At 64.6% G+C, this 20,274-nt stretch carries 23 protein-coding genes; 6 read left to right on the top strand and 17 right to left on the bottom strand.

Features of this window, described 5'->3' with window-relative positions; all coding sequences use genetic code 11:
• Positions 1–31 precede the first annotated feature (31 nt).
• Together crgA and BG83_RS0113470 are read left to right on the top strand one after the other, a co-directional pair.
• A complete protein-coding gene (gene crgA, locus BG83_RS0113475; RefSeq protein WP_024977222.1) occupies positions 32–940 on the top strand; it encodes a LysR family transcriptional regulator CrgA in 909 nt (302 codons plus the stop codon).
• Positions 941–945: 5 nt separating this feature from the next.
• Positions 946–1,161, top strand: a complete 216-nt coding sequence (locus tag BG83_RS0113470; protein ID WP_024977221.1) for a DUF3820 family protein — start codon at positions 946–948, stop codon at positions 1,159–1,161.
• 12 nt (positions 1,162–1,173) lie between these two features.
• On the opposite strand, the gene BG83_RS0113465 is transcribed toward BG83_RS0113470, so the two are convergent.
• Positions 1,174–2,070: a LysR family transcriptional regulator gene (locus tag BG83_RS0113465; protein ID WP_024977220.1), complete on the bottom strand. Its 897-nt coding sequence runs from the start codon at positions 2,068–2,070 to the stop codon at positions 1,174–1,176.
• Between the two features lie 105 nt (positions 2,071–2,175).
• Here BG83_RS0113465 and BG83_RS0113460 point away from each other — a divergent pair, with 105 nt between their 5' ends.
• Positions 2,176–3,132: an SDR family oxidoreductase gene (locus BG83_RS0113460; protein ID WP_024977219.1), complete on the top strand. Its 957-nt coding sequence runs from the start codon at positions 2,176–2,178 to the stop codon at positions 3,130–3,132.
• Here BG83_RS0113460 and BG83_RS0113455 read toward each other — a convergent pair.
• Positions 3,118–3,669, bottom strand: a complete 552-nt coding sequence (locus BG83_RS0113455) for a phosphonate degradation HD-domain oxygenase (RefSeq protein ID WP_024977218.1) — start codon at positions 3,667–3,669, stop codon at positions 3,118–3,120. The two genes, BG83_RS0113460 and BG83_RS0113455, sit on opposite strands and share 15 nt — an antisense overlap.
• Positions 3,670–3,838: 169 nt before the next feature.
• On the opposite strand from BG83_RS0113455, the gene BG83_RS0113450 reads away from it, so the two are divergent.
• A complete protein-coding gene (locus BG83_RS0113450; protein WP_024977217.1) occupies positions 3,839–4,216 on the top strand; it encodes a cupin domain-containing protein in 378 nt (125 codons plus the stop codon).
• On the opposite strand, the gene BG83_RS0113445 is transcribed toward BG83_RS0113450, so the two are convergent.
• A complete protein-coding gene (locus tag BG83_RS0113445; protein ID WP_024977216.1) occupies positions 4,206–4,964 on the bottom strand; it encodes a sulfite exporter TauE/SafE family protein in 759 nt (252 codons plus the stop codon). The two genes, BG83_RS0113450 and BG83_RS0113445, sit on opposite strands and share 11 nt — an antisense overlap.
• A gap of 23 nt (positions 4,965–4,987) precedes the next feature.
• Entirely contained in the window at positions 4,988–5,425 is a 438-nt protein-coding gene (locus BG83_RS0113440; RefSeq protein WP_024977215.1) for a hypothetical protein, read from the bottom strand.
• Between the two features lie 121 nt (positions 5,426–5,546).
• Here BG83_RS0113440 and BG83_RS0113435 point away from each other — a divergent pair, with 121 nt between their 5' ends.
• Positions 5,547–5,783, top strand: a complete 237-nt coding sequence (locus BG83_RS0113435; RefSeq protein ID WP_024977214.1) for a hypothetical protein — start codon at positions 5,547–5,549, stop codon at positions 5,781–5,783.
• A 246-nt stretch (positions 5,784–6,029) separates the two neighbouring features.
• Here the strand turns inward: BG83_RS0113435 and BG83_RS0113430 are convergent, their stop codons facing one another.
• The 9 genes from BG83_RS0113430 to BG83_RS0113390 all read right to left on the bottom strand — a co-directional run bounded on the left by BG83_RS0113430 (position 6,030) and on the right by BG83_RS0113390 (position 16,470).
• Positions 6,030–7,016 carry a branched-chain amino acid ABC transporter permease gene (locus tag BG83_RS0113430; protein ID WP_024977213.1) on the bottom strand — a complete coding sequence of 329 codons (987 nt, stop codon included), beginning with the start codon at positions 7,014–7,016 and terminating at the stop codon, positions 6,030–6,032.
• A 14-nt stretch (positions 7,017–7,030) separates the two neighbouring features.
• Positions 7,031–7,915, bottom strand: coding sequence for a branched-chain amino acid ABC transporter permease (locus tag BG83_RS0113425; protein WP_024977212.1), 885 nt, complete (start codon positions 7,913–7,915; stop codon positions 7,031–7,033).
• An 83-nt stretch (positions 7,916–7,998) separates the two neighbouring features.
• Positions 7,999–9,207 (bottom strand): ABC transporter substrate-binding protein, encoded by a 1,209-nt coding sequence (locus tag BG83_RS0113420; protein ID WP_024977211.1) that lies wholly within the window; start codon positions 9,205–9,207, stop codon positions 7,999–8,001.
• Between the two features lie 75 nt (positions 9,208–9,282).
• On the bottom strand, positions 9,283–10,023 hold the full coding sequence (locus BG83_RS0113415; protein WP_024977210.1) for an ABC transporter ATP-binding protein: 741 nt from the start codon (positions 10,021–10,023) through the stop codon (positions 9,283–9,285).
• Positions 10,024–10,126: 103 nt separating this feature from the next.
• On the bottom strand, positions 10,127–10,897 hold the full coding sequence (locus tag BG83_RS0113410; RefSeq protein ID WP_024977209.1) for an ABC transporter ATP-binding protein: 771 nt from the start codon (positions 10,895–10,897) through the stop codon (positions 10,127–10,129).
• A gap of 245 nt (positions 10,898–11,142) precedes the next feature.
• A complete protein-coding gene (locus BG83_RS0113405) occupies positions 11,143–12,777 on the bottom strand; it encodes a GMC family oxidoreductase (protein WP_024977208.1) in 1,635 nt (544 codons plus the stop codon).
• A 67-nt stretch (positions 12,778–12,844) separates the two neighbouring features.
• A complete protein-coding gene (locus tag BG83_RS0113400; RefSeq protein ID WP_024977207.1) occupies positions 12,845–13,714 on the bottom strand; it encodes an alpha/beta hydrolase in 870 nt (289 codons plus the stop codon).
• 75 nt (positions 13,715–13,789) lie between these two features.
• Positions 13,790–14,251, bottom strand: a complete 462-nt coding sequence (cueR, locus tag BG83_RS0113395; RefSeq protein WP_024977206.1) for a Cu(I)-responsive transcriptional regulator — start codon at positions 14,249–14,251, stop codon at positions 13,790–13,792.
• Entirely contained in the window at positions 14,248–16,470 is a 2,223-nt protein-coding gene (locus tag BG83_RS0113390) for a heavy metal translocating P-type ATPase (RefSeq protein ID WP_024977205.1), read from the bottom strand. The genes cueR and BG83_RS0113390 overlap by 4 nt, the downstream gene beginning before the upstream one ends.
• 146 nt (positions 16,471–16,616) lie before the next feature.
• Here BG83_RS0113390 and BG83_RS0113385 point away from each other — a divergent pair, with 146 nt between their 5' ends.
• On the top strand, positions 16,617–16,829 hold the full coding sequence (locus BG83_RS0113385) for a heavy-metal-associated domain-containing protein (protein WP_024977204.1): 213 nt from the start codon (positions 16,617–16,619) through the stop codon (positions 16,827–16,829).
• Positions 16,830–16,893: 64 nt separating this feature from the next.
• Here the strand turns inward: BG83_RS0113385 and BG83_RS0113380 are convergent, their stop codons facing one another.
• From BG83_RS0113380 to BG83_RS0113365, 4 genes are all read right to left on the bottom strand, one after another.
• Positions 16,894–17,613, bottom strand: coding sequence for an OmpW/AlkL family protein (locus BG83_RS0113380; protein WP_024977203.1), 720 nt, complete (start codon positions 17,611–17,613; stop codon positions 16,894–16,896).
• Positions 17,614–17,815: 202 nt separating this feature from the next.
• Positions 17,816–18,817 carry a delta(1)-pyrroline-2-carboxylate reductase family protein gene (locus tag BG83_RS0113375; RefSeq protein WP_024977202.1) on the bottom strand — a complete coding sequence of 334 codons (1,002 nt, stop codon included), beginning with the start codon at positions 18,815–18,817 and terminating at the stop codon, positions 17,816–17,818.
• A gap of 35 nt (positions 18,818–18,852) precedes the next feature.
• Positions 18,853–19,617, bottom strand: a complete 765-nt coding sequence (locus BG83_RS0113370) for a lysoplasmalogenase (RefSeq protein WP_024977201.1) — start codon at positions 19,615–19,617, stop codon at positions 18,853–18,855.
• Between the two features lie 93 nt (positions 19,618–19,710).
• Positions 19,711–20,187 (bottom strand): Lrp/AsnC family transcriptional regulator, encoded by a 477-nt coding sequence (locus tag BG83_RS0113365; protein ID WP_004628561.1) that lies wholly within the window; start codon positions 20,185–20,187, stop codon positions 19,711–19,713.
• Positions 20,188–20,274: the final 87 nt, after the last annotated feature.

Here is a 20,274-nt window from a genome sequence, read left to right as displayed (position 1 = left end):
CTTCGATCATTCCAAATCAATGGTTCGGAATATGGACAAGCTGCGCAGCATGGAAACCTTCGTCGCCGTGGTGGAAGGCGGCAACTTCACCGAGGCGGCGGCGCGGTTGGAAATGTCCGCGGTCATGGTCGGCAAATATGTGAGCGCGTTGGAAACGCAGCTGGGTGCGCGCCTGCTCCAGCGCAGCACACGACGCCAGAGCCTGACCGACGCCGGCCGCGTGTTCTATGAAGACGCCAAACGCGTGCTGGAACAGGTGCGCTGGGCGGAAACGTCCGTCGAACGGCTGCGCGCGTCGCCATCGGGCACGCTGCGCGTGAGCGCGCCCACCACGTTTGGCGCGTGCGTGATCGCGCCGTTGGCGGCGACGTTCCAGCAGGTGCATCCGCAGGTGCGCGTGGAGCTGAACCTGAGCAACAGCATGGTCGATCTCGTCGACGAGGGGTTTGACCTTGCCATCCGCATCGGGCCGTTGGGCGACGCCGACCTGGTCGCCAAACCGCTGTGCATGTATCGCATGGTCATCTGCGCGTCGCCGGATTACCTTGCGCGATACGGGCGGCCAGAAACACCGGCGGACCTATCGCAGCATCGCTGCCTCTCACACATGGTGTGGAACAACCGCAATGCGTGGCAGTTGCGTGACTGGAAAGGCGACACGCCGTGGCGCGACGACCCAGCCTTCACCTGCAACGACGGCCACGGCCTGCGCGCAGCAGCGGTTGCCGGCGCAGGCTTGCTGCTGCAGCCGGAAGTGCTCGTCGCTGAAGACTTGGCCAGTGGCCGCCTTGTGCGCGTGCTGCAAGCGTACGCGCCCGAGCCGCGGCCGATTCATGTCGTGTATCGGCAGGATCGGCGGCCGCTGCCGAAGCTCTCTGGTTTTGTGGCGCATTTGCTGGAGCAGGTGCCCACGCTCGTCCCCACATCGACGGCACAATAGCGTCCATGAACCCCGAAGACCTCCAACGCCTCGTCACCACGCAAATGCCCTTTGGCAAATACAAGGGCCGCCTGATTGCCGACCTGCCGGGCCATTACCTCAACTGGTTCGCGCGCGAAGGCTTTCCGCCGGGGCAGATCGGCCGGTTGCTCGCGCTGATGCAGGAGTTGGATCACAACGGGTTGAAGAGCCTGCTCGACCCATTGCGCCAGAAGCGATAACAACGCGATCGATCAATCGCCGTTGATGTACCGCAGCAGTCCGTTCGCCAGCGCATCAAACACGACACGGCAGCGCGGGCTGTCACGCAGGTCTTCGTGCATGGCGAGCCATGTGTCGAGCGTGATGGTGATCTGATCGCTGAACAGCCGAACCAGATCCGCGTTGTGCCGTACCAAGCCGACCTGGCAGAAGCCAACACCAAAGCCAGCACGCAGCGCGGCAATCGCAGCCAGGTCACTGTCGGTACGCAGCGCGAAGCGATTGCGTTGGATCCACGGGAACTGCGCTCGCACGCTGCGCAGGAATGCGTTTTCCTTGTCGTAGCCGATCAGGGTGTGGCCAGCGAGTTCTTCCACCGTGGTTGGCGTGCCGCGCTGTGCGAGATAGCACCGGTGCGCAAACAGCCCCAATTCAATCTCGCCCAGGTGCCGCGCGACGAGCACGCCCTGGCTCGGTGGCTGCATGCGCACGGCGATGTCGGCCTCGCGGCGTAGCAGGTCCTCCATGCGGTTGGACGGCACAAGTTCGAGCGTCAGTTCTGGATAGATAGCATGCAGGTCGGCGAGGATGGGCGGCAACACCTCCACCGCCACGACCTCGCTGGCGGTGATGCGCACGGTGCCGCGTACGCCCTCGCCCTGGCTGGAGGCGGCGCGCAGCAAGGCGGCGCTGGTGGCTTCGAGCGATTCGGCAAACGGCCGCAGCAATAGCGCCGCTTCTGTGGGGCTCAATCCCTGCTGCGTGCGGATGAACAGCGACATGCCCAGCGCCCGTTCCAGAGCATCGACATGCCGCCCCGCCGTCGGCTGCGTCAGCCCAAGCGCGCGCGCAGCGCCCGACAGCGATCCTTCTCGCACGACAGCAAGAAAGGTCCGATAAAGCTCCCAACCCGGTTCAGATCCGATCATACAAATTCGTATAGCTGCACGCTCATCACCAACAATTCCATTGAAGCACAGCTGCGCCCAGAATGCCTCCATCGCAACGCTCTCACACACAGCAGGAGCACGGTCATGGAACAGGCACAACGCATCGCATTGGTATTGGGCGCTACCGGCGGCATCGGCGGCGAAGTGGCACGTCGGCTGGTGGCACGTGGCTGGCATGTGCGGGCGCTGCAGCGCAATCCGGATGCGCTGACGAACCGCAACACCGCATTCGAATGGATTCGCGGCGACGCGATGGTGCGCGAAGACGTGGTTGGCGCGGCGCAAGGCACGGAGTTGATCATCCACGCCGTCAACCCGCCGGGCTACAAGAACTGGGCTGGCCAGGTGCTGCCGATGATCGACAACACCATCGCCGCTGCCCGCGCTTCGGGTGCGCGCATCGTGCTGCCGGGCACGGTGTACAACTTCGGGCCGGACACGTTCCCTGTGCTGCGCGAAACGACAAAGCAGGCGCCCCTCACGCGCAAGGGCAAGATCCGCGCAGAACTGGAGCGCCGCATGCAGGCCGCCAGCGCCGAAGGCGTGCGCAGCCTGATCGTGCGCGCGGGCGACTTCTTCGGGCCGCAAACAAGCAATACGTGGTTCGCCGGCGCGCTGGTCAAGCCGGGCAAGCCTGTGCGCACCGTCACGTATCCGGGCGCGGCGGGCATCGGCCACCAATGGGCTTATTTGCCGGACGTGGCAGAAACCATGCTGCGCCTTGTCGAGCAAGGCGATCGTCTGCCGGACTTCGCCGTCTATCACATGCGCGGCCACTGGGATGCCGACGGTACGCAGATGCCCGCATCGATCGGTCGTGCGGTGGGTCACCCAGTCAAGACACGCGCGTTCCCGTGGTGGCTGATGCCCGTGCTGGCGCCGTTCTCGGAGATGCTGCGCGAGATGCGCGAGATGCGTTATCTGTGGCAGCAGCCGGTGCGCATGGACAACGCCAAGCTCGTGCAGGCGCTCGGCGCCGAACCGCACACACCGTGGGACGAAGCCGTGGGCACGACGCTGCGCAGCCTAGGCTGCCACTGAAACCCGCGCGGCCGTCGCCAGGAAGTGGGCAAGATCAGGCGTGCGCTGCCCGGCTACCTTGGCGAGGTCATCCCAGCGGCGCAGTTGCAGTGCATCGGCAGCGTACGGACGCTGCATGAATGCCTCGGCCTCGTGCGCCGAAAACACACCGCCCTGCAATGCCAGGCTCCGTATGGAATCCGCCGACAGACGCGCGTAGTAATGCGCATCCATCGCACACAGGCAGCGCTTGGCATCCACATGCAGGCGGATCGGCTCCAGCACGGCATCGGGAAACGTCGCACGCAGAAACGGCAGCGCAAAGTACTGGTGCTGATCGTCGATGCCGTGGGCGGTGGGCGTTTCACCCTGCAGGTTCAGCAAATGGCCAAGGTCGTGCAGCAGCGCCGCGGTAACCAACGCATCCGACGCGCCGGCCGCCTCCGCCAGCGCCGCCGTCTGCAAGGCATGTTCGAGTTGGGTGACGGGCTCGCCGCTGTAGGCAATGTTGCCGTGGCGGTCGAATAGCGTGCGGATGTCGTCGAGGCTCAGGGCCATGATGCTGCGCTGGAGAAAGCGGAACCTTGCAGCCTAGCCGGCCCATGCGGCAGCATAGTGACAACGCACGGTGCATTAGCCCGCGTGATCGGCGCGATTAGAAAGTTTGGTTGGGAATGCCCGGCGCCCGCCCTTATCTTCAGAGCCTTCCCACACACCGGAGCGCAACATGCTCGCAGGACACGCCGTACAGGTCACGCACGCGCTGGAACAGGTCACGGACTATTGGTCGCCGCGCATTGTCGGCCAGGTCAACGACCAATACATCAAGGTCGCCAAGCTCAAGGGCGAATTCGTCTGGCACGATCACCCGAATGAAGACGAGCTGTTCTTTGTGGTCTACGGCCACCTGAAAATCGCTTTCGAAGACCGCGCCGACGTGCACCTCGGCCCGGGTGAATTCTGTGTCGTGCCGCGCGGTGTGCGTCACTTTCCCGTCGCCGACGAGGAATGCGGAATCATGCTGATTGAGACCGTCACCACGCAGCACACGGGTGACGTCATCACCGAGCGCAGCGTGGCGCTTGAGAAGCAACTCAACGGATGAACGCGTCGTAAGCCGTCTTCAAAATCAGCGCCAACACCACCACGATGAACACCTTGCGCACGAAGCGGCTGCCGTGCCGCAGCGCGAGGTGACTGCCGACCTGATTGCCGGCGACGTTGGCGACTGCCATCACCACGCCGAGCTGCCACCAAACGTGGCCCTTGGCGGCCAACAGCAACAGCGCGGCCACGTTGGTCGCCAAGTTGACGATCTTGGTGGACGCCGACGCGTGCAGAAAGTCGTAACCGAACACGCGCACGAACACGATCATCAGAAAGCTGCCGGTGCCCGGGCCGAATACGCCGTCGTAGAAGCCGATGGCGGCGCCGGCCAGCAGGGCTGCCGCACGCTCGCGCCCGCCCTTTAGGCTCGGGGCATGATCGGCGCCGAGGTTCTTCTTGGCAACCGTGTAGACGAGCAGCACGGCCAGCACGAACGGCAGCGCGCGGCGCAGCGGCTCGGCCGGGATATGTATGAGCGCCCACGCGCCCAGCAGCGAAAAGGCAAACGCCGTGACCACGGCCGGCGCCGTCGCGCCCCAGTAGATGCGCACTGTGCGGCCGTAACGCACCGCCGCCGTAGCGGTGCCCGACATCGACGCGACCTTGTTCGTTCCGATCAGCGTAGCGGGCGCGATGTTGGGATACGCCGAGAACAGCGCGGGAATCTGCACCAGGCCGCCGCCACCGGCCACGGCATCGATCAGGCCGGCCAGAAAGCCAGCCACGGCGAGCAAAGCGAATTCCATCAGGAGAAACGAAACGGGAAGGATTAGCCCAACGACTTGGGTGACGGGCGGGCGCTGCGCCGCCAGCAGCCGGATGTATCGGGCGCAAAGCCGAGCGCGGCGGCGGCGTCAGCGGAAAGCGCTGCGGGCGGCAGCAGGACGTGGAGTATGCCATGTGCTCTGGCGTACTCATTCACGGCGGCCAAGGCGGTATCGCGCGTGGCCATGTCACCGGAAAACACCATCACGCCCGCCGGCAACCACGCCACCAAACCGCCCAGCACCAGATGCGGCACGAGCGTGATCGGCGCCACGCCGGTCAACACCTCCCCCATTTCAACGAGGAAACAGGGATGCACGCTTGGATGGGCGAGCAGCGTATCAACGGCATGCGCCAACTGCAGCGGCGAGGCAGTCGATGCAATGGCGGCGAGCAGGCGCGGCCGGTCTTCGGGCGTGGCAAGGCGAGTGGAGAGGGTCATGGGCGGCTCTGGCGAAGGCGCCATTGTCATGCAGCGCGCGCATAGGCGTCGACACCGAATGCATTTCTCTTGTGAATGCGCGCGAACCAGAATGGATCGGTCGCCCCACGCGGAGCCCGCCATGGCCGATCCGACCCATGCCCTCACCCTGCAATTGCTGCAGTCGCTGGCCGAGCGGCCCCGGCCTTATGCCGAAGTGCTGGAAACGTGGCGGACGTCGTGTCCGCGTTTGTCGATCTGGGAAGACGCGTGCATCGACGGGCTGGTGGACTGCGCGCCCGGATCTCCGCCTGAGTTGCATCTGATGACGGTCAGCGCCCGGGGCCGGGCGCTATTGGCGGCAAGCGCCACCGGTTGAACGCACAAACTAAAAGGCCCTGCCGGGGATCGCCTGGCAGGGCCTTCATTTATTTTGCATCTCCACCGTACATGCGGTGTGTGCTGTCGTCTCCTCGCTCCCGCCTCATTTATCTCGTGCGAAAACCGTAACGCGACTGTAAAAGATGCACCGCAATGCAGCAACTAGAGCAAACCCTTACGGTGCATGAGGCACCAAGTTCAGTCGCTTGGGTGAAGTTCGCCGGCATCTTCGCGCATTGTGGCGTCAACGTCGCAACCAGGGCACGCGAGCCGCGATTTCGCCCATGATGCCCCGGCGGAAGGTCAGCACGCAGATCACGAAGATCGCGCCCGTGACCGTGGTGACCGATTCCCCGAGGATATTGAAGCCGTCGATGCCGGTGGCGCCAGCCAGGAAGCTGCCGATGTCGCCGAGCTTGTTTTCCAGCGCAATCACCAGCGCCGCGCCCAGCAGCGGGCCCGACAGGATACCCAGGCCGCCCACCAGGGTCATCAGGATGACCGAGCCGGACATCGACCAGTGCACGTCGGTGAGCGTCTCGAAGCCCAGCACCAGCGTCTTGAGCGAGCCGGCCAGGCCCGTGAGCGCAGCCGACAGCACGAAGGCCAGCAGCTTGAAACGATCGGTGTCGTAGCCGAGGGACGTGGCGCGCGGCTCGTTCTCCTTGATGGCCTTGAGGATCTGCCCGAACGGCGAGTGGATCGTGCGCACGATCAGCAGAAACGCCAACGCCACGATGACGAGCACAACGTAATACAGCGTCAGATCGGACGACAGATCCAACACGCCGAACAGCTTGCCGCGCGGCACGCCTTGCAGGCCATCTTCACCGCCGGTGAACGGCACTTGCAGACAGAAGAAGTACAGCATCTGCGCCAGCGCCAGCGTGATCATCGCGAAATAGATGCCCTGGCGACGGATGGCCAGCAAGCCGACGATCAAACCAATGAACGCACCCGCCGCGGTGCCGGCCAGCAGCCCCACTTCAGGCGTGACATGCAGGTCGCGCATCATGTAGCCGGCCACGTAGCCCGCGCCGCCAAAGAACGCCGCATGCCCGAACGACAGCAGCCCCGTGTAGCCCAGCAACAGGTTGAATGCGGAGGCAAACAGCGCGAAGCACAGCAGCTTGGCGACGAACACCGGATACGCGCCCACCAGCGGTGCGGCAATCAGCGCAACCAGCAGCAGGCCGTACAGGACGTATTTGAGGGAAGAAGAGTTGGTCATGTTGGCCGCGCCGCTCATTTCTCTTTACCGAACAGGCCCGCCGGACGCACCAGCAGCACCAGCACCATGATCACGAACACCACGGTCGCCGACGCCTGTGGATAAAACACCTTGGTCAGGCCCTCGATCACGCCCAGGCCCAGGCCGGTGATGATCGAACCGAGAATCGACCCCATGCCGCCAATCACCACCACCGCAAACACGGTGATGATCATGCTCTGCCCCATCAGCGGCGAGATCTGGATGACGGGCGCAGCCAGCACGCCAGCAAACGCCGCCAGCGCCACGCCAAAACCGTAGGTGAGCGTGACCATCAGCGGCACGTTCACGCCAAAGGCTTCGACCAGCTTCGGGTTCTCCGTGCCGGCGCGCAGGTAGGCGCCCAGCTTGGTCTTTTCGATCATGAACCACGTGGCGAAGCACACCGCCAGCGACGCCACCACCACCCACGCGCGATAGTTGGGCAGCATCATGAAGCCGAGGTCGGTGGCACCCTGCAGCAATTCGGGGGTGTCGTACGGCAGGCCCGACACGCCGTAAATGGCGCGAAACACGCCCTCGATGACGAGCGTCACACCCAGCGTGAGCAGCAGGCCATAGAGATGGTCCAGCTTGTAGATGAAACGCAGCAGCGTACGTTCGATCACCATGCCCAGCAGACCGATCACCAGCGGCGAGAGCACCAGCATGGCCCAGTACGGCACGCCCAGGTACGAGAAGCCCATCCACGTGAGCACCGCGCCAAGCATGAACAACGCGCCGTGCGCAAAATTGATGACGTTGAGCAGCCCGAAGATGACCGCAAGGCCGAGGCTCAACATCGCATAGAAGGAACCGTTGACCAGACCCAGCAGCAATTGGCTGAGCATGGCCGGTAGCGGAACGCCGAAGATTTCCATCGCGGTCAGGAAGAGAACACCACACCAACAACGTTGATGACGCCGCCATCCACACGGACAGCGGCGCCGGATTGCCTACGCTTTTACTTCTTCATCAGCGAACACTTCGATTCGGCCGGGGTGGTGAAGGCCTGTTCGCCCGGGATCGTGGCCACGACCTTCAGGTAGTCCCACGGCTTCTTCGATTCGGCCGGCGTCTTCACCTGCAGCAGGTACATGTCGTGGATGCCGCGGCCGTCCTGGCGGATGTAGCCCTTCGTGTAGAAGTCGTCGATCTTGGTCTTCTTGAGCTGCGCGATGACCTTGTCCGGATCATCCGTGCCGGCAGCCGCCACGGCCTTGATGTAGTTCGACACCGCCGAATAGTCTGCGGCCTGCAAGCTGCTCGGCATCTTCTTCATCTTCATGAAGTAGCGGTTGGCGAACTTGCGCGTGGCGTCGTTCATGTCCCAGTACCAGCTGTCGGTCATCAGCAGGCCTTCGGCCGTCTGCAGGCCCAGGCTGTGCACGTCGTTGATGAACATCAGCAGGCCGGCGATCTTCATCGTCTTGGTGATGCCGAATTCCTTGGCCGCCTTGATCGAGTTGATCGTGTCGCCGCCAGCGTTGGCCAGGCCCAGGATCTGCGCCTTGGATGCCTGTGCCTGCAGCAGGTACGACGAGAAGTCCGACGCCGACAGCGGGTGCTTGACCGAACCCACCACCGTGCCGCCGTTGGCCTTGACCACGGCCGTCGTGTCGTTTTCCAGCGAGTGGCCGAAGGCGTAATCGGCGGTCAGGAAGAACCACGACTTGCCGCCCTGCTTGACCACCGCGCTGCCCGTGCCCTTGGCCAGGGCCACCGTGTCATACGCATAGTGGATCGTGTACGGCGTGCACTCTTCGTTGGTCAAGCGCGCCGTGCCGGCACCGATGTCGATGAACACGCGCTTCTTCTCGGAAGCCACCTTGTTCATGGCCAGGCCCGTGGCGGAGTTCGTGCCGCCCAGCAGCATGTCCAGGCCTTGCTGATCCATCCATTCGCGCGCCTTCGAAGCGGCAATGTCGGCCTTGTTCTGATGGTCCGCCGTCACCAGTTCGATCGGCTTGCCGAGCACCTTGCCGCCCGCATCCTCGATCGCCATCTTGACCGCCTCGACACCACCCTGCCCGTCGATGTCGGCATACAGACCCGAGAGATCGGTGATGTAGCCAATCTTCACCTTGTCGCCGCTCACCTGTGCGTGCGCGCCGAATGCCGCCGCGCCCAGCCCCACCGCCATCAATGCACCAGCCAGCTTCTTGAGTGTCATGGTCTTGTCTCCTGTGTCGTACGCGCCGCGGATCACGCTGGCGCAAGGGTCTTGCAAATCGATCGGGAAAACGCCTTAAACGCCGAGCAGCTCGTGCAGCACCGGCATCTTGTCCTGCAACTGCGCCGCTTCGAAGCGCTCGACGATGCGGCCGTGTTCCATCACATAGAAGCGGTCTGCCAGCGGCGCGGCAAAGCGGAAGTTCTGCTCCACCATCACCACCGTGTAGCCACGCTTCTTGAGCATCAGGATCATGCGGGCCAGCGCCTGCACGATCACCGGGGCCAGTCCTTCGGAAATCTCATCGAGCAGCAGCAGGTTCGCGCCGGTGCGCAAGATGCGCCCCACCGCCAGCATCTGCTGCTCGCCCCCCGACAGGCGCGTGCCCTGGCTCTGGCGGCGCTCGGCCAGGTTCGGGAACATCTCGTAGATCTCGTCGATGCTCATGCCGGCATTGCCGGTCTTGGCCACCTGGCCCTTCAATACCGGCGGCAGCATCAGGTTCTCTTCGCACGAGAGGCTCGAGAAAATGCCGCGCTCTTCGGGGCAGTAGCCGATGCTGCAATGGGCGATCTTGTGCGTGGGCAGGTCGATCGTTTCTACCCCCTGGCCGCTCGCGTCATGCACGACGATGGAGCCCTTGCGCGTGCCCACCAGGCCCATGATGGCGCGCAGCGTGGTGGTGCGGCCCGCGCCATTGCGGCCGAGCAGCGTGACGACCTCGCCGCGGTTCACGGTCAGGTCGACACCATGCAGGATGTGCGATTCGCCGTACCAGGCGTGCAGGTCCTTGATCTGGAGCGCGGGCGTGCTCATGCAGTGTTCTCGTGTGTTCGGGTCTAGCGTTCGCTTACGTTTGATACGCGGCATGCAGCCGCGTCGCGTGATCGATCAGCGTCGATCAGTGGCCTCAATGGGCTCAATGGCCTTCCAGCGCCGCATCGGCGGTGCCCATATAGGCTTCCATCACCTGCGGGTTCTTCGAGACGTCTTCGTACGGGCCTTCGGCCAGGATCTGGCCGCGCTGCAGCACCGTGATCTTGTCGGCGATGGACGAAACCACGTTCATGTTGTGTTCGACCATCAGGATCGTGCGGCCCTGCGCGACGCGCTTGATCAGCTCCGTTACACGGTCCACGTCTTCGTGGCCCATGCCCTGCGTGGGCTCGTCGAGCAGCATCAGCTCGGGCTCCATCGCCAGCGTGGTGGCAATTTCCAGCGCGCGCTTGCGGCCGTAGGGCAGCTCCACCGTCACGGTGTGCGCGAACTGCGTCAGGCCCACCTGTTCGAGCAGCTCCATCGCCCGCGTATTCAACGTGTTGAGCGACTGCTCGCTGCGCCAGAATGCGTACGCCGTACCGAGCTGCCGCTGCAAACCAACGCGAACGTTTTCCATCACCGTCAGATGCGGAAACACGGCGGAGATCTGGAACGAGCGGATCACGCCGCGGCGTGCGATCTGCGCCGGCTTTTCCGAGGTGATATCGACGCCGTTGAACAGAATCGTGCCGCGCGTGGGCACCAGGAATTTGGTCAGCAGGTTGAAACAGGTCGTCTTGCCGGCGCCGTTCGGGCCGATGAGCGCATGGATGGACCCACGCTGCACGCGCAGGTTGACGTCGGACACGGCGGTAAAGCCTTTGAAGCCCTTGGTCAGTCCGCGCGTTTCGAGAATGATGTCCTGCGCCATGATTCCCTCTTGTCTCCCGCCCTTTTTATGGTGCGGATGATTGTCAACGGCTGTTGCGTTGCAAAACATCGGGGTTTTTACCGAGACGATTACACCCCGCTTACGCCCCGGAAACCCGCACCGGTATTGGCTTTCCGCCTCACAGGAGGGAGTTACGTAGAGTTACCTATCGGGGCAATGCGGATTGCGTATTCATATGACACGGGCGGTGTGTCACGCCCGTGTCATCGGTATCGGAACCGGCGTCAGGCTGGCAGGGCCTCGCCGCGGGCACGGGCCTTGCGCGCGGCACGGATCATCTCGCTCGCCTTCTCCGCAATCATGATCGTCGGTGAGTTGGTATTGCCCGACGTAATCGTCGGCATGACGGACGCGTCGACGACCCGCAGCCCTTCGATGCCGCGCACCCGCAGTTGGGCGTCGACCACCGCGTTTGCATCATCGGCGCGCCCCATGCGGCACGTGCCGACCGGGTGGAAGATGGTCGTGCCGATCTCGCCGGCGGCGCGGGCGAGATCCTCGTCGGTTTGAAACCTCGCGCCGGGCAGGTACTCCTCGGGCTTGTATTGCGCCAAGGCCGGCTGTGCAACGATGCGGCGCGTGAGGCGCAGCGAATCGGCCGCGACCTTGCGGTCTTCCTCTGTGGACAAGTAGTTCGGGGCGATGCTCGGCGCAGCAAACGGGTCGGCAGACGTGACATGCACCGTGCCGCGCGAGGTCGGCCGCAGGTTGCACACGCTCGCGGTAAACGCATTGAACGCGTGCAGCGGATCGCCAAACTTGTCGAGCGAAAGCGGCTGCACGTGATACTCCACGTCGGGCCGCGACACGTGCGGATTCGAGCGCGCGAACACGCCCAGCTGCGACGGCGCCATGCTCATCGGCCCGCTCTGGTTGAACGCGTATTGCATGCCGATGAGCGCCTTGCCCCACCATTTGGAAGCGCGCGTGTTGAGGGTGGGCACGCCGTTCACCTTGACCACGCTCCGCAGTTGCAGATGGTCCTGCAGGTTTTCTCCCACACCCGGCAATGCCTGGCGCACCGGAATGCCAAGCGCTTGCAGACGCTCCGGCTGGCCGATGCCCGCCAGCTCCAGCAACTGCGGCGAGTTGATCGCGCCGGCCGAAAGGATCACCTCTTCGCGCGCGGCCACCGTGTAGTCCTGCCCGGCCCCGCGATACGTCACGCCGGTGCAGCGCTTGCCGTCAAACGTCAGCGCCCGCACTTGCGCACCCGTGACGATCGTCAGGTTCGGCCGCTGCGATGCCGGGCGCAGAAAACCCTTGGCGGTGTTCCAACGAATGCCGCGCTTCTGGTTGACCTCGAAGTAGCCGACGCCGAAGTTGTCGCCGCGGTTGAAGTCGCTCGTGCGCGGAATGCCCGCCTGCACGGCCGCCTCGATGAAAGTCTCCAGCACCTGCCAGTGCAGGCGTTGCGGCTCGACCCGCCATTCGCCGTTCGCGCCGTGCCATGCGTTCGCGCCGCCGTGATGGTTCTCGCTGGCCTTGAACAGTGGCAGCACGGCATCCCACTTCCATGAATCGTCGCCGGTGATGGCGGCCCAGCCGTCGTAATCCTCGCGCTGGCCGCGCATGTAGATCATCCCGTTGATCGACGAGCACCCACCCAGCACGCGGCCGCGGGGGTAGCCGAGCGATCGGCCATTCAGGCCGGGTTCTTCGCGGGTGCGATAGAGCCAGTCGGTGCGCGGGTTGCCGATGCAATACAGATAGCCCACGGGGATGTGGATCCAGTGGTAATCGTCCTTGCCGCCCGCTTCCAGCAGCAGCACGGAGACGTCGGGGTCGCGGGTCAAACGGTTGGCGAGGACGCAGCCTGCGGACCCTGCGCCGATGATGATGTAGTCGTAGGTTTCCATGTCTCCGTGCTTCTTTTCCTTGGTGTTATTGGTTTTTATTGTTGTGGTGCAACCAACTCACTTCAAATCAAATCCGCGAAGCCAACCACTCCGTCATCTTCCCAAACACCTCACTACGCAGCGGTTCTGCTTCGTTGAAGATCTCGTGATAGCCCTTGTCGAACCACGCCAAGGTCCGCAGATCCTCAGGCGCATTCGCATAGAAATCCCGGCTGCCTGACGGATCGACAATCGAATCCGCGCCACCGGCCATCAGCAGCATCGGCGCTTCCAGACGCGGCGCATCCTGCTGCGCCTGCGTGATCGCATTGAGCATGAACTCCAGCAATGATGCGCTGATTGTGCCCTGCACCAGCGGGTCCGCTCGATAGGCCGGTGCGACGCTCGGGTCATGCGAGAGCTTGGCCGGGTCCACGGGATTGGGCACCGCCAGCTTGGGCGCCAGCGCAGAAAGAACGCCACGCACGATGCCCGCCCCGGGCGGTAGTTTCACGCGCAGCGCGGGCGATGACAGCAGCACGCCACGCACGGGCCGGATGCGCGCAGTGGTGAAGCGCGCGACGATCAATCCGCCCATGCTGTGCCCGAGCACAAACGGCATCTCGTGCCATTCGGCGACGGCCGCGTCGATGATTTCTGCGAGATCGGTGAGGTAGTTGTCTTGCGCGTCGAGCGCCATGCGCGGGCCGCCGCTCTTGCCGTGGCCGCGCAGGTCGAAAGCCCGTACGCGCAGGCCCAGGTCGGTGAGCACCTTGGCCACATGCGGATAGCGGCCGCTGTGTTCCGCCATGCCGTGGACGAGGATGACGGTGCCACGCGGTGTGCCCATGTCGGGCTCGGGCAACCAGGTGCGGACCAGCAGTTCAGTGCCGTCCTTCATGCGCTGGCGCGTTTCCAGTGCTTGATGGGCGATGGCCTGAGCGGGGGCTTGCGTCATCGGCGTCTCCTCCTTGGGTTGCCAGATTGTGGCATAGACGCCGCCTGTCGCAATCCGCGTCAGTAGAGCGGCCCGTCAGTGACAGCAGGCGTTGGTGTCGCCGCCTTCGCCACCTTCGCCGGCCACGCTCTGGAGGATCGGGCAATCGGGGCGATCATCACCGTGGCACGCATTGGCGAGCGTCATGAGCGTGTCGCGCATGCTCTGCAGCTCGCTGATGCGCGCGTCGAGATCCGCCACGTGGCGCAGGGTGACGGCCTTCACATCGGCGCTGGCGCGTTCGCGGTCGTTCCATAGCGAAAGCAGCGTGCGAATCTCTTCCAGCGAGAAGCCGAGCGAGCGCGACCTGTGGATAAAGCGCAGCACGTGCACCGCCCGCGCGTCGTACATGCGGTAGTTGCCTTCGGTGCGCGGGCTGGGCGGCAGCAGGCCAATGCTTTCGTAGTAGCGGATCATCTTGGCCGACACGCCACTGGCCTTCGCGGCCTCGCCAATGTTGACGGGGCCTTGGGTCTCGTTGAGGTCCGTACGCGTCATGCGTTGTCTCCGGTGGCGCGCCAGCGGCGCAGCATCAGCGCATTGGTGACCACGCTCACGCTGGAGAACGCCATGGCTGCGCCGGCAAAGGTGGGGTTCAGCAAGCCGAATGCCGCCAGCGGAATGCCCACCACGTTATAGACGAAGGCCCAGAACAGGTTCTGCCGAATCTTGGCGACGGTGCGGCGCGACAGGTCCAGCGCGTCGCCCACCAGACGCGGCTCACCACGCATGAGGGTGATACCGGCGGCTTGCATCGCCACATCTGTGCCCGTGGCCATGGCGATGCCGACATCGGCCGCCGCCAGCGCAGGCGCATCGTTGATGCCATCGCCCACCATCGCAACCACATGGCCGCTCTGCTGCCACGCCGTCACGCGCGCGGCCTTGTCTTGCGGCAGCACTTGCGCAGCCACTTCGTCGATCCCCAATGCCTGGGCCACGCTGCGCGCGGCGCCTGCATTGTCGCCCGTCACGAGCGCGGTACGCACACCACGCGCCTGCAAGGCGGCCACGGCATCCCGGGCACCGGGCTTGAGTGCATCGCCAAACGCGATCAGGCCACGCAGTTGCACGCCGCCTTCATCACGCTGCGCGAGCCACGAGACGGTATTGCCTTGTGCTTCCAGCGCATCGGCACGCGCTTGCAATGCACTGCGATCCAGCCCCAGTTCATCCATCCATCGCGCATTGCCGAGTTGCAGCGATGCGCCATTCACGATGCCGCGCGTGCCGCGTCCAGCCAACACTTCCGGCGATTGCGCGGGCGTGATTGTGCGGCCCTGCTCCTCGGCATAGTCGCGCGTGGCCTGCGCAAGCGGATGCGTGTTCTCAGCCTGCAGCGCGGCAAGCTGATCGAGCAGCGTGTCGGCGCCGATGCCGGATGCCGCTTCGACCGCCGTCACGCGCGGCTTACCGACGGTGAGCGTGCCCGTCTTGTCGAAGACGACGAAATCCACCTGCTGTGCGCGCTCCAGCGCCTGCGCATCGGCAATCAGGATGCCGCGCCGCGCACCAGCACCGGTGCCCGCCATGATGGCGGACGGCGTGGCAAGACCCAGCGCACATGGGCAGGCAATCACCAGTACGGCCACGGCGTTGACGATGGCCGTCTCCCACCCTGCACCGGCGATGGTCCAACCGGCCAGCGTGAGCAACGCCGCCACCAGCACCGCCGGCACAAAGATCGCGCTTACGCGGTCGACCAGTTGCTGGATCGGCGGCTTGGCGGCCTGCGCGTCTTCCACGAGGCGGATGATGCGCGAGAGCATGGTGTCTGCGCCGATCGCCGTGGTGCGCACAAGCAGCACGCCATCGGTGGCGATGGCGCCGGCAGTCACGCGGTCGCCTTCGCGCTTGGGCACGGGCAGGCTTTCGCCGGTCAGCATGGATTCATCGACGTGGCTTGCGCCTTCCAGCACCACGGCATCCACGGGGATGCGTTCCCCGGCACGCACAGACACCACATCGCCCACGCGCACCTGGGCCACGGAGGTATCGCGCAGCGTGCCATCGGCGCCACGCACGCGAGCGGTATCGGGGCGCAGTGCCTGCAGCGCCCGGATAGCCTGCGCGGTCTGGCGCTTGGCACGCACTTCCAGCCACTTGCCAAGCCGTACCAGCGTAATGACCACGGCTGCGCTTTCGAAGTACAAGTGCGGCTCATGGTGCATCCCGTCCGCTCCCGCGCGCGCCCACAGCCACAGCGACAACCCATACGCCGCCGACGTGCCGAGCGCGACCAGCAGATCCATATTGCCGGCACCCGCGCGCACCGCCTTCCAGCCCGCTTTATAGAAGCGCGCGCCAATCACGAACTGCACCGGCGTCGCCAAGAGCCATTGCGCCCAGGCGGGCAACATCCAGTCACCGCCGAACCACCCCGCGATCATCGGCAATACGAGCGGCACGGAGAGTGCGGCGGCAATCCACACGGGGCCGGCACCTTCCCAGAAGTCGGGTTGCGCAGCAGAGGGAGCGGCGGTTTCATCGGAAGCGACGCGCGCCTCATAGCCGGCGCCCATCACAGCGGCGATCAGTGCATCGCTGGCGGCACCGCCCTGCACGCGAGCGCGCTCGGTCGCGAGATTCACGCTGGCGTCGCTCACGCCAGGCACGGCGCGCAAGGCACGTTCGACACGGCCTGCACAGGCGGCACACGTCATCCCGCTGATATCGAGATCGGTGGAGGTCACGTCGGCAAGGCTGGCGGCGGTCATGGAAGCGTCCGTTCTAAAGAAGATGGCATCAGCCTAGACCTTCCCATCTTGGTAAGGTCAAGCCCGCATTTTACGCTTGCGTTTCCAACGATGGGAAGGTTCATACTTCTCTCGTGATTCTCTCTTCCCTCTTTCAGGAGCAAACCATGACGACGTCTTCCACGACCTTTTCCGTGAGTGGCATGAGCTGCGGCCATTGCGTGTCGGCCGTCACGCGTGCGGTGCAGCAGGTCGATGCCGGTGCCAATGTGAAGGTGGACCTGGATAAGCAGACCGTTGCCGTCACCAGCGGGGCCAGCACCGACGCGGTCAAGGCCGCCATTGAGCAAGCCGGCTATCCGGTCAAAGCCTCCGCCTGAAGCCTGTGCGGGCAACAAAAAGGCGTGCCGCTGTGGCACGCCTTTTTGTTTGCGCGGAAACCGCTCAGAAGCGGTAGCCGACGTTCAGGAAGGTCACGACCGGGTTGATCTTGATCTTCGCTTCGCTCACAACGTGGACACCGGTGGCCGTCGTGCTGTCGATCGTTGCCGTCGTCTTCAGCGGCAGATACGACACCGACAGGCCAACGAACCAGTCCTTGGTGATGGCGTAAGTAGCACCCACGTTCAGCACCGGGTTCAACGAACCGTCGGTCGACACGTTGCTCTTGCTGCCCGGGCCCGCCAGCTTCGTCTGGAAGGCGCTGTTCGTGATCTTCTCGTCGGAGAACCACGTGTAGTTCAGGCCCAGGCCGACATACGGGCGGAACTTGGTGTCGGCGTTGAAGAAGTACCACTTCGCCAGCACGGCCGGGCTCCATTGCTTGGCCGAGCCGATTTCGCCGTAACCCGACAGCGCGCCGGTGCCTTCGATCTTGTGGCGGGGCGGAATGCCGCCGACCAGTTCAACGGCGATGTTGTCGGTAAAGAAGTGCGTGAAGGCGAGACCAACGGTATCGGCTTCCTGGATCTTGGCGCCGGTGCCGGACTGCGATTGATTCACCGGCATCCCGCCGATGCTCTTCACCAATAGCGGGTCGCTCGAGCTGTTCGGCATCACGCGGAACCAGCCGAGGCTGACGATGTTGCTGCCGGCAGCCTGTGCGTGCGCGGCGGTGGCGAGGATCATCCCGGCGGCGGCCGCCAGTGCTTTTTTATAGGCCATCTCTGTATGTGCTCCTGTGTCAGACGCATCCGATGCAGACGGTTGAACCGTTTGCGGTGCGTTCTAAGTCTCCTCCCAGGCGGAAGGGATGGCCATTATCCCGTCTGATTGCCTTGGCTAGAACCCTTTTTCTAGAGGTTTCCTGTTACAGGCAACGCGCCAGATCAGCCTGCAGCGGGCGTCTTCAGCACATGCTCAGTTTTTAAACAGACTTGGACTTGGACAGGGCGAGCACGCACGCGGCCAGATCCCACAGGGCATTGCCAACGCTTTTGAATACCACTGGCGACACCGTCGCGGGCTGCGCCAGCGTGTCCGGCGGCGTATCCACGCACTGTTGTAACGGCCGCACACGCGACCACGGCACGCCGGCCTGCAGCAGGTCGCCGGCTTCGGCTTCCAGGTCGACCAGGGTATCGGCGTACAGCCGGTCGACTGCGGCGGCATGCACGCACAAGCGCGGCGGAAGCTCAGCCATGTCGGGCCGGAACGCGCCAACGGCGGCGATGAAGTGGTGGGCGCCCCATGCATAGCCGGCAGGGTGGCTCGAGTCGCCCAAATCCGGCAGCACCGGTTGCGATGACGGCGTGGCGGTAATGACCAGAGGCGTCTGCGGCAACACCGCACGGGCAGCATCTGCCACGCCGGCCGCATCGCCACCCGCCAGCGCGGTGGCATCCATGCCGAGCGCGCGGGCGTACCCCGCCAGCCCATCCGCGCTGGCAGCCGAGCGCGCGATGATCGTGACGCGTCGTGTGCCCAGCCCGAAGCGGAAGGCTTCCAGATGCGCGCGTGCCTGGGCCCCGGCGCCGACCAGCAGCAAATCCCCGGCCGGCTCAGGCGCCAGCAAGCGCGCCGCCAGCAATGACACAGCGGCTGTGCGGTGTGCGGTGACAGTCGGGCCATCCAGCATGAGCCGGCGCTCGCCGGTGCGGGCGTCCATCACCACCACCTCGCCGTGAATGGCAGCCAAGCCCCGGGCGGGGTTGTGCGGGTGCACGGTGATCATCTTGGTGACGGCGATGTCGGCATTGGACGCCGGCATCAGCAGCAAACTGCCACCATCAGCCACCGGCATCACAAGCCGTGCGGGCGCCTGGGCACGGCCCGCGCGCGCATCGCGCAACACTTGGGCGATGGCATCGGCCAACGCGGCATACGGCAAGCGGGCCGCCGTGGTGGCAGCGTCGAGGGTCTGCAGCATGGAGCTCCCGCAGCGGAGGAAACGTCGGACGGACCTTATGCCGCGGCGCGGCGCGCGGGGGGCGTGCGGCGCGTAAGCAAGCCGGCGCTGATAAGGAGCTGGGCGGCAGCGTAGCTCCACCAGATCGCCAGCTCGTGATCAGTAAACGGGAAGACGAACACGCTGATGCCGATCATGGCGTCGGAAGCCGCAAAGGCGAGTGCGCCCCAAGCCGTCAGCGGCCCAGGCAGGCGCGCAAGCAATGCCGCGCACACCATCGCCGAGAGCACCAGCATGTAGACGATCACGGGCCCCTTCAACTCGCCCAGGCCCGGCCAGTACCACAGCAACATGCCGATGGCCACGCCGATCATCACGCCGACGCCAATCATGCGGATGGCCGACGACGCCCCACGCAACCCCACCAGCACCCGCAGGTAACACAAGTGCGCCAGCAGGAAACAGCCCAGCCCCGCCATGAACGAGAACGCCAGCCACGGTAGCGCAAGCCATAGATCGCCGAGTGCGGAGAACACCATCGCGCCGATCAGCCAGCGCCGCTCGCGCGGAATCTCGTGCTGCGAGGCGGCGCGCGCCAGCAGCAGCGCCATCAGCATTTTCCAAAGCGGCTGCGCAACGATGCGGCCCACCAGTGGCGTGCCGGGTGGCACTTCGACGGCCACCATGGTCAGCATGCCGCCATAGGTGACGCCTGCCACTGCAGCAGCCACCCACCACGCGCGAACCCGTGCCGGCATGCCGTAGCCGCCTGACAGATGCGCCGGCGCGTGCACCGGATGCGTGGTGTGTCCCTCAACCATCATGGTCTCCCGCCCAAGACAGGCGTTTCATATCAGCAAAGTGATGTCGGCTTGCAGCGTGACACGCCGTGCACCCTGGCGCAAGGCGCGAGTCTACCCACCAAGGTGGGATAGCGGCAACGCGCCATCCCGCTTCAAGGCCGTCAGAACGATATTGGAACGCACGTTGTCCACACCCGGCACGCGCATCAGCTTGCGCATGACGAATTCCGACAGCGCGGGCAGATCGGGCACCACCACACGCAGCATGTAGTCGGCGTCGCCGGCCACGGAATAGCACTCCTGCACTGCGTCGAGCAGGCTGATCTCTTCGTGAAAGCGTTCGACGATGGCGTCGCCGTGGTGCGCGAGCTTGACGCTGGCAAACACCGTCACGCCCAATCCCAGCCCCGTCGGCGAAAGCACCACCCGGTAGCCCTCGATCACGCCTTCCGATTCAAGCCGCGCGAGGCGCCGCCCGACCTGGCTGGCCGACAGGTGAACCTGCTCCGAGAGCTGCTGATGCGTCGCACGCCCATCGCGCTGAAGGGCCGCCAGCAGGGCCAGATCGAAGGTATCGAGCGAAATCATGCACATCTCCTGCATTGATAGACTGAATTCTGCACGATTTCCGCAAACAATGCGCAATGGGTGGTGGTTTTGCGGCCAACCCGCGTG

Source organism: Ralstonia pickettii (assembly GCF_000607165.1).
In the GTDB taxonomy this organism is placed as follows: domain Bacteria; phylum Pseudomonadota; class Gammaproteobacteria; order Burkholderiales; family Burkholderiaceae; genus Ralstonia; species Ralstonia holmesii.
Note: the sequence above shows the minus strand (reverse complement) of the source record. Positions and strands in the feature narration are given on the sequence as shown.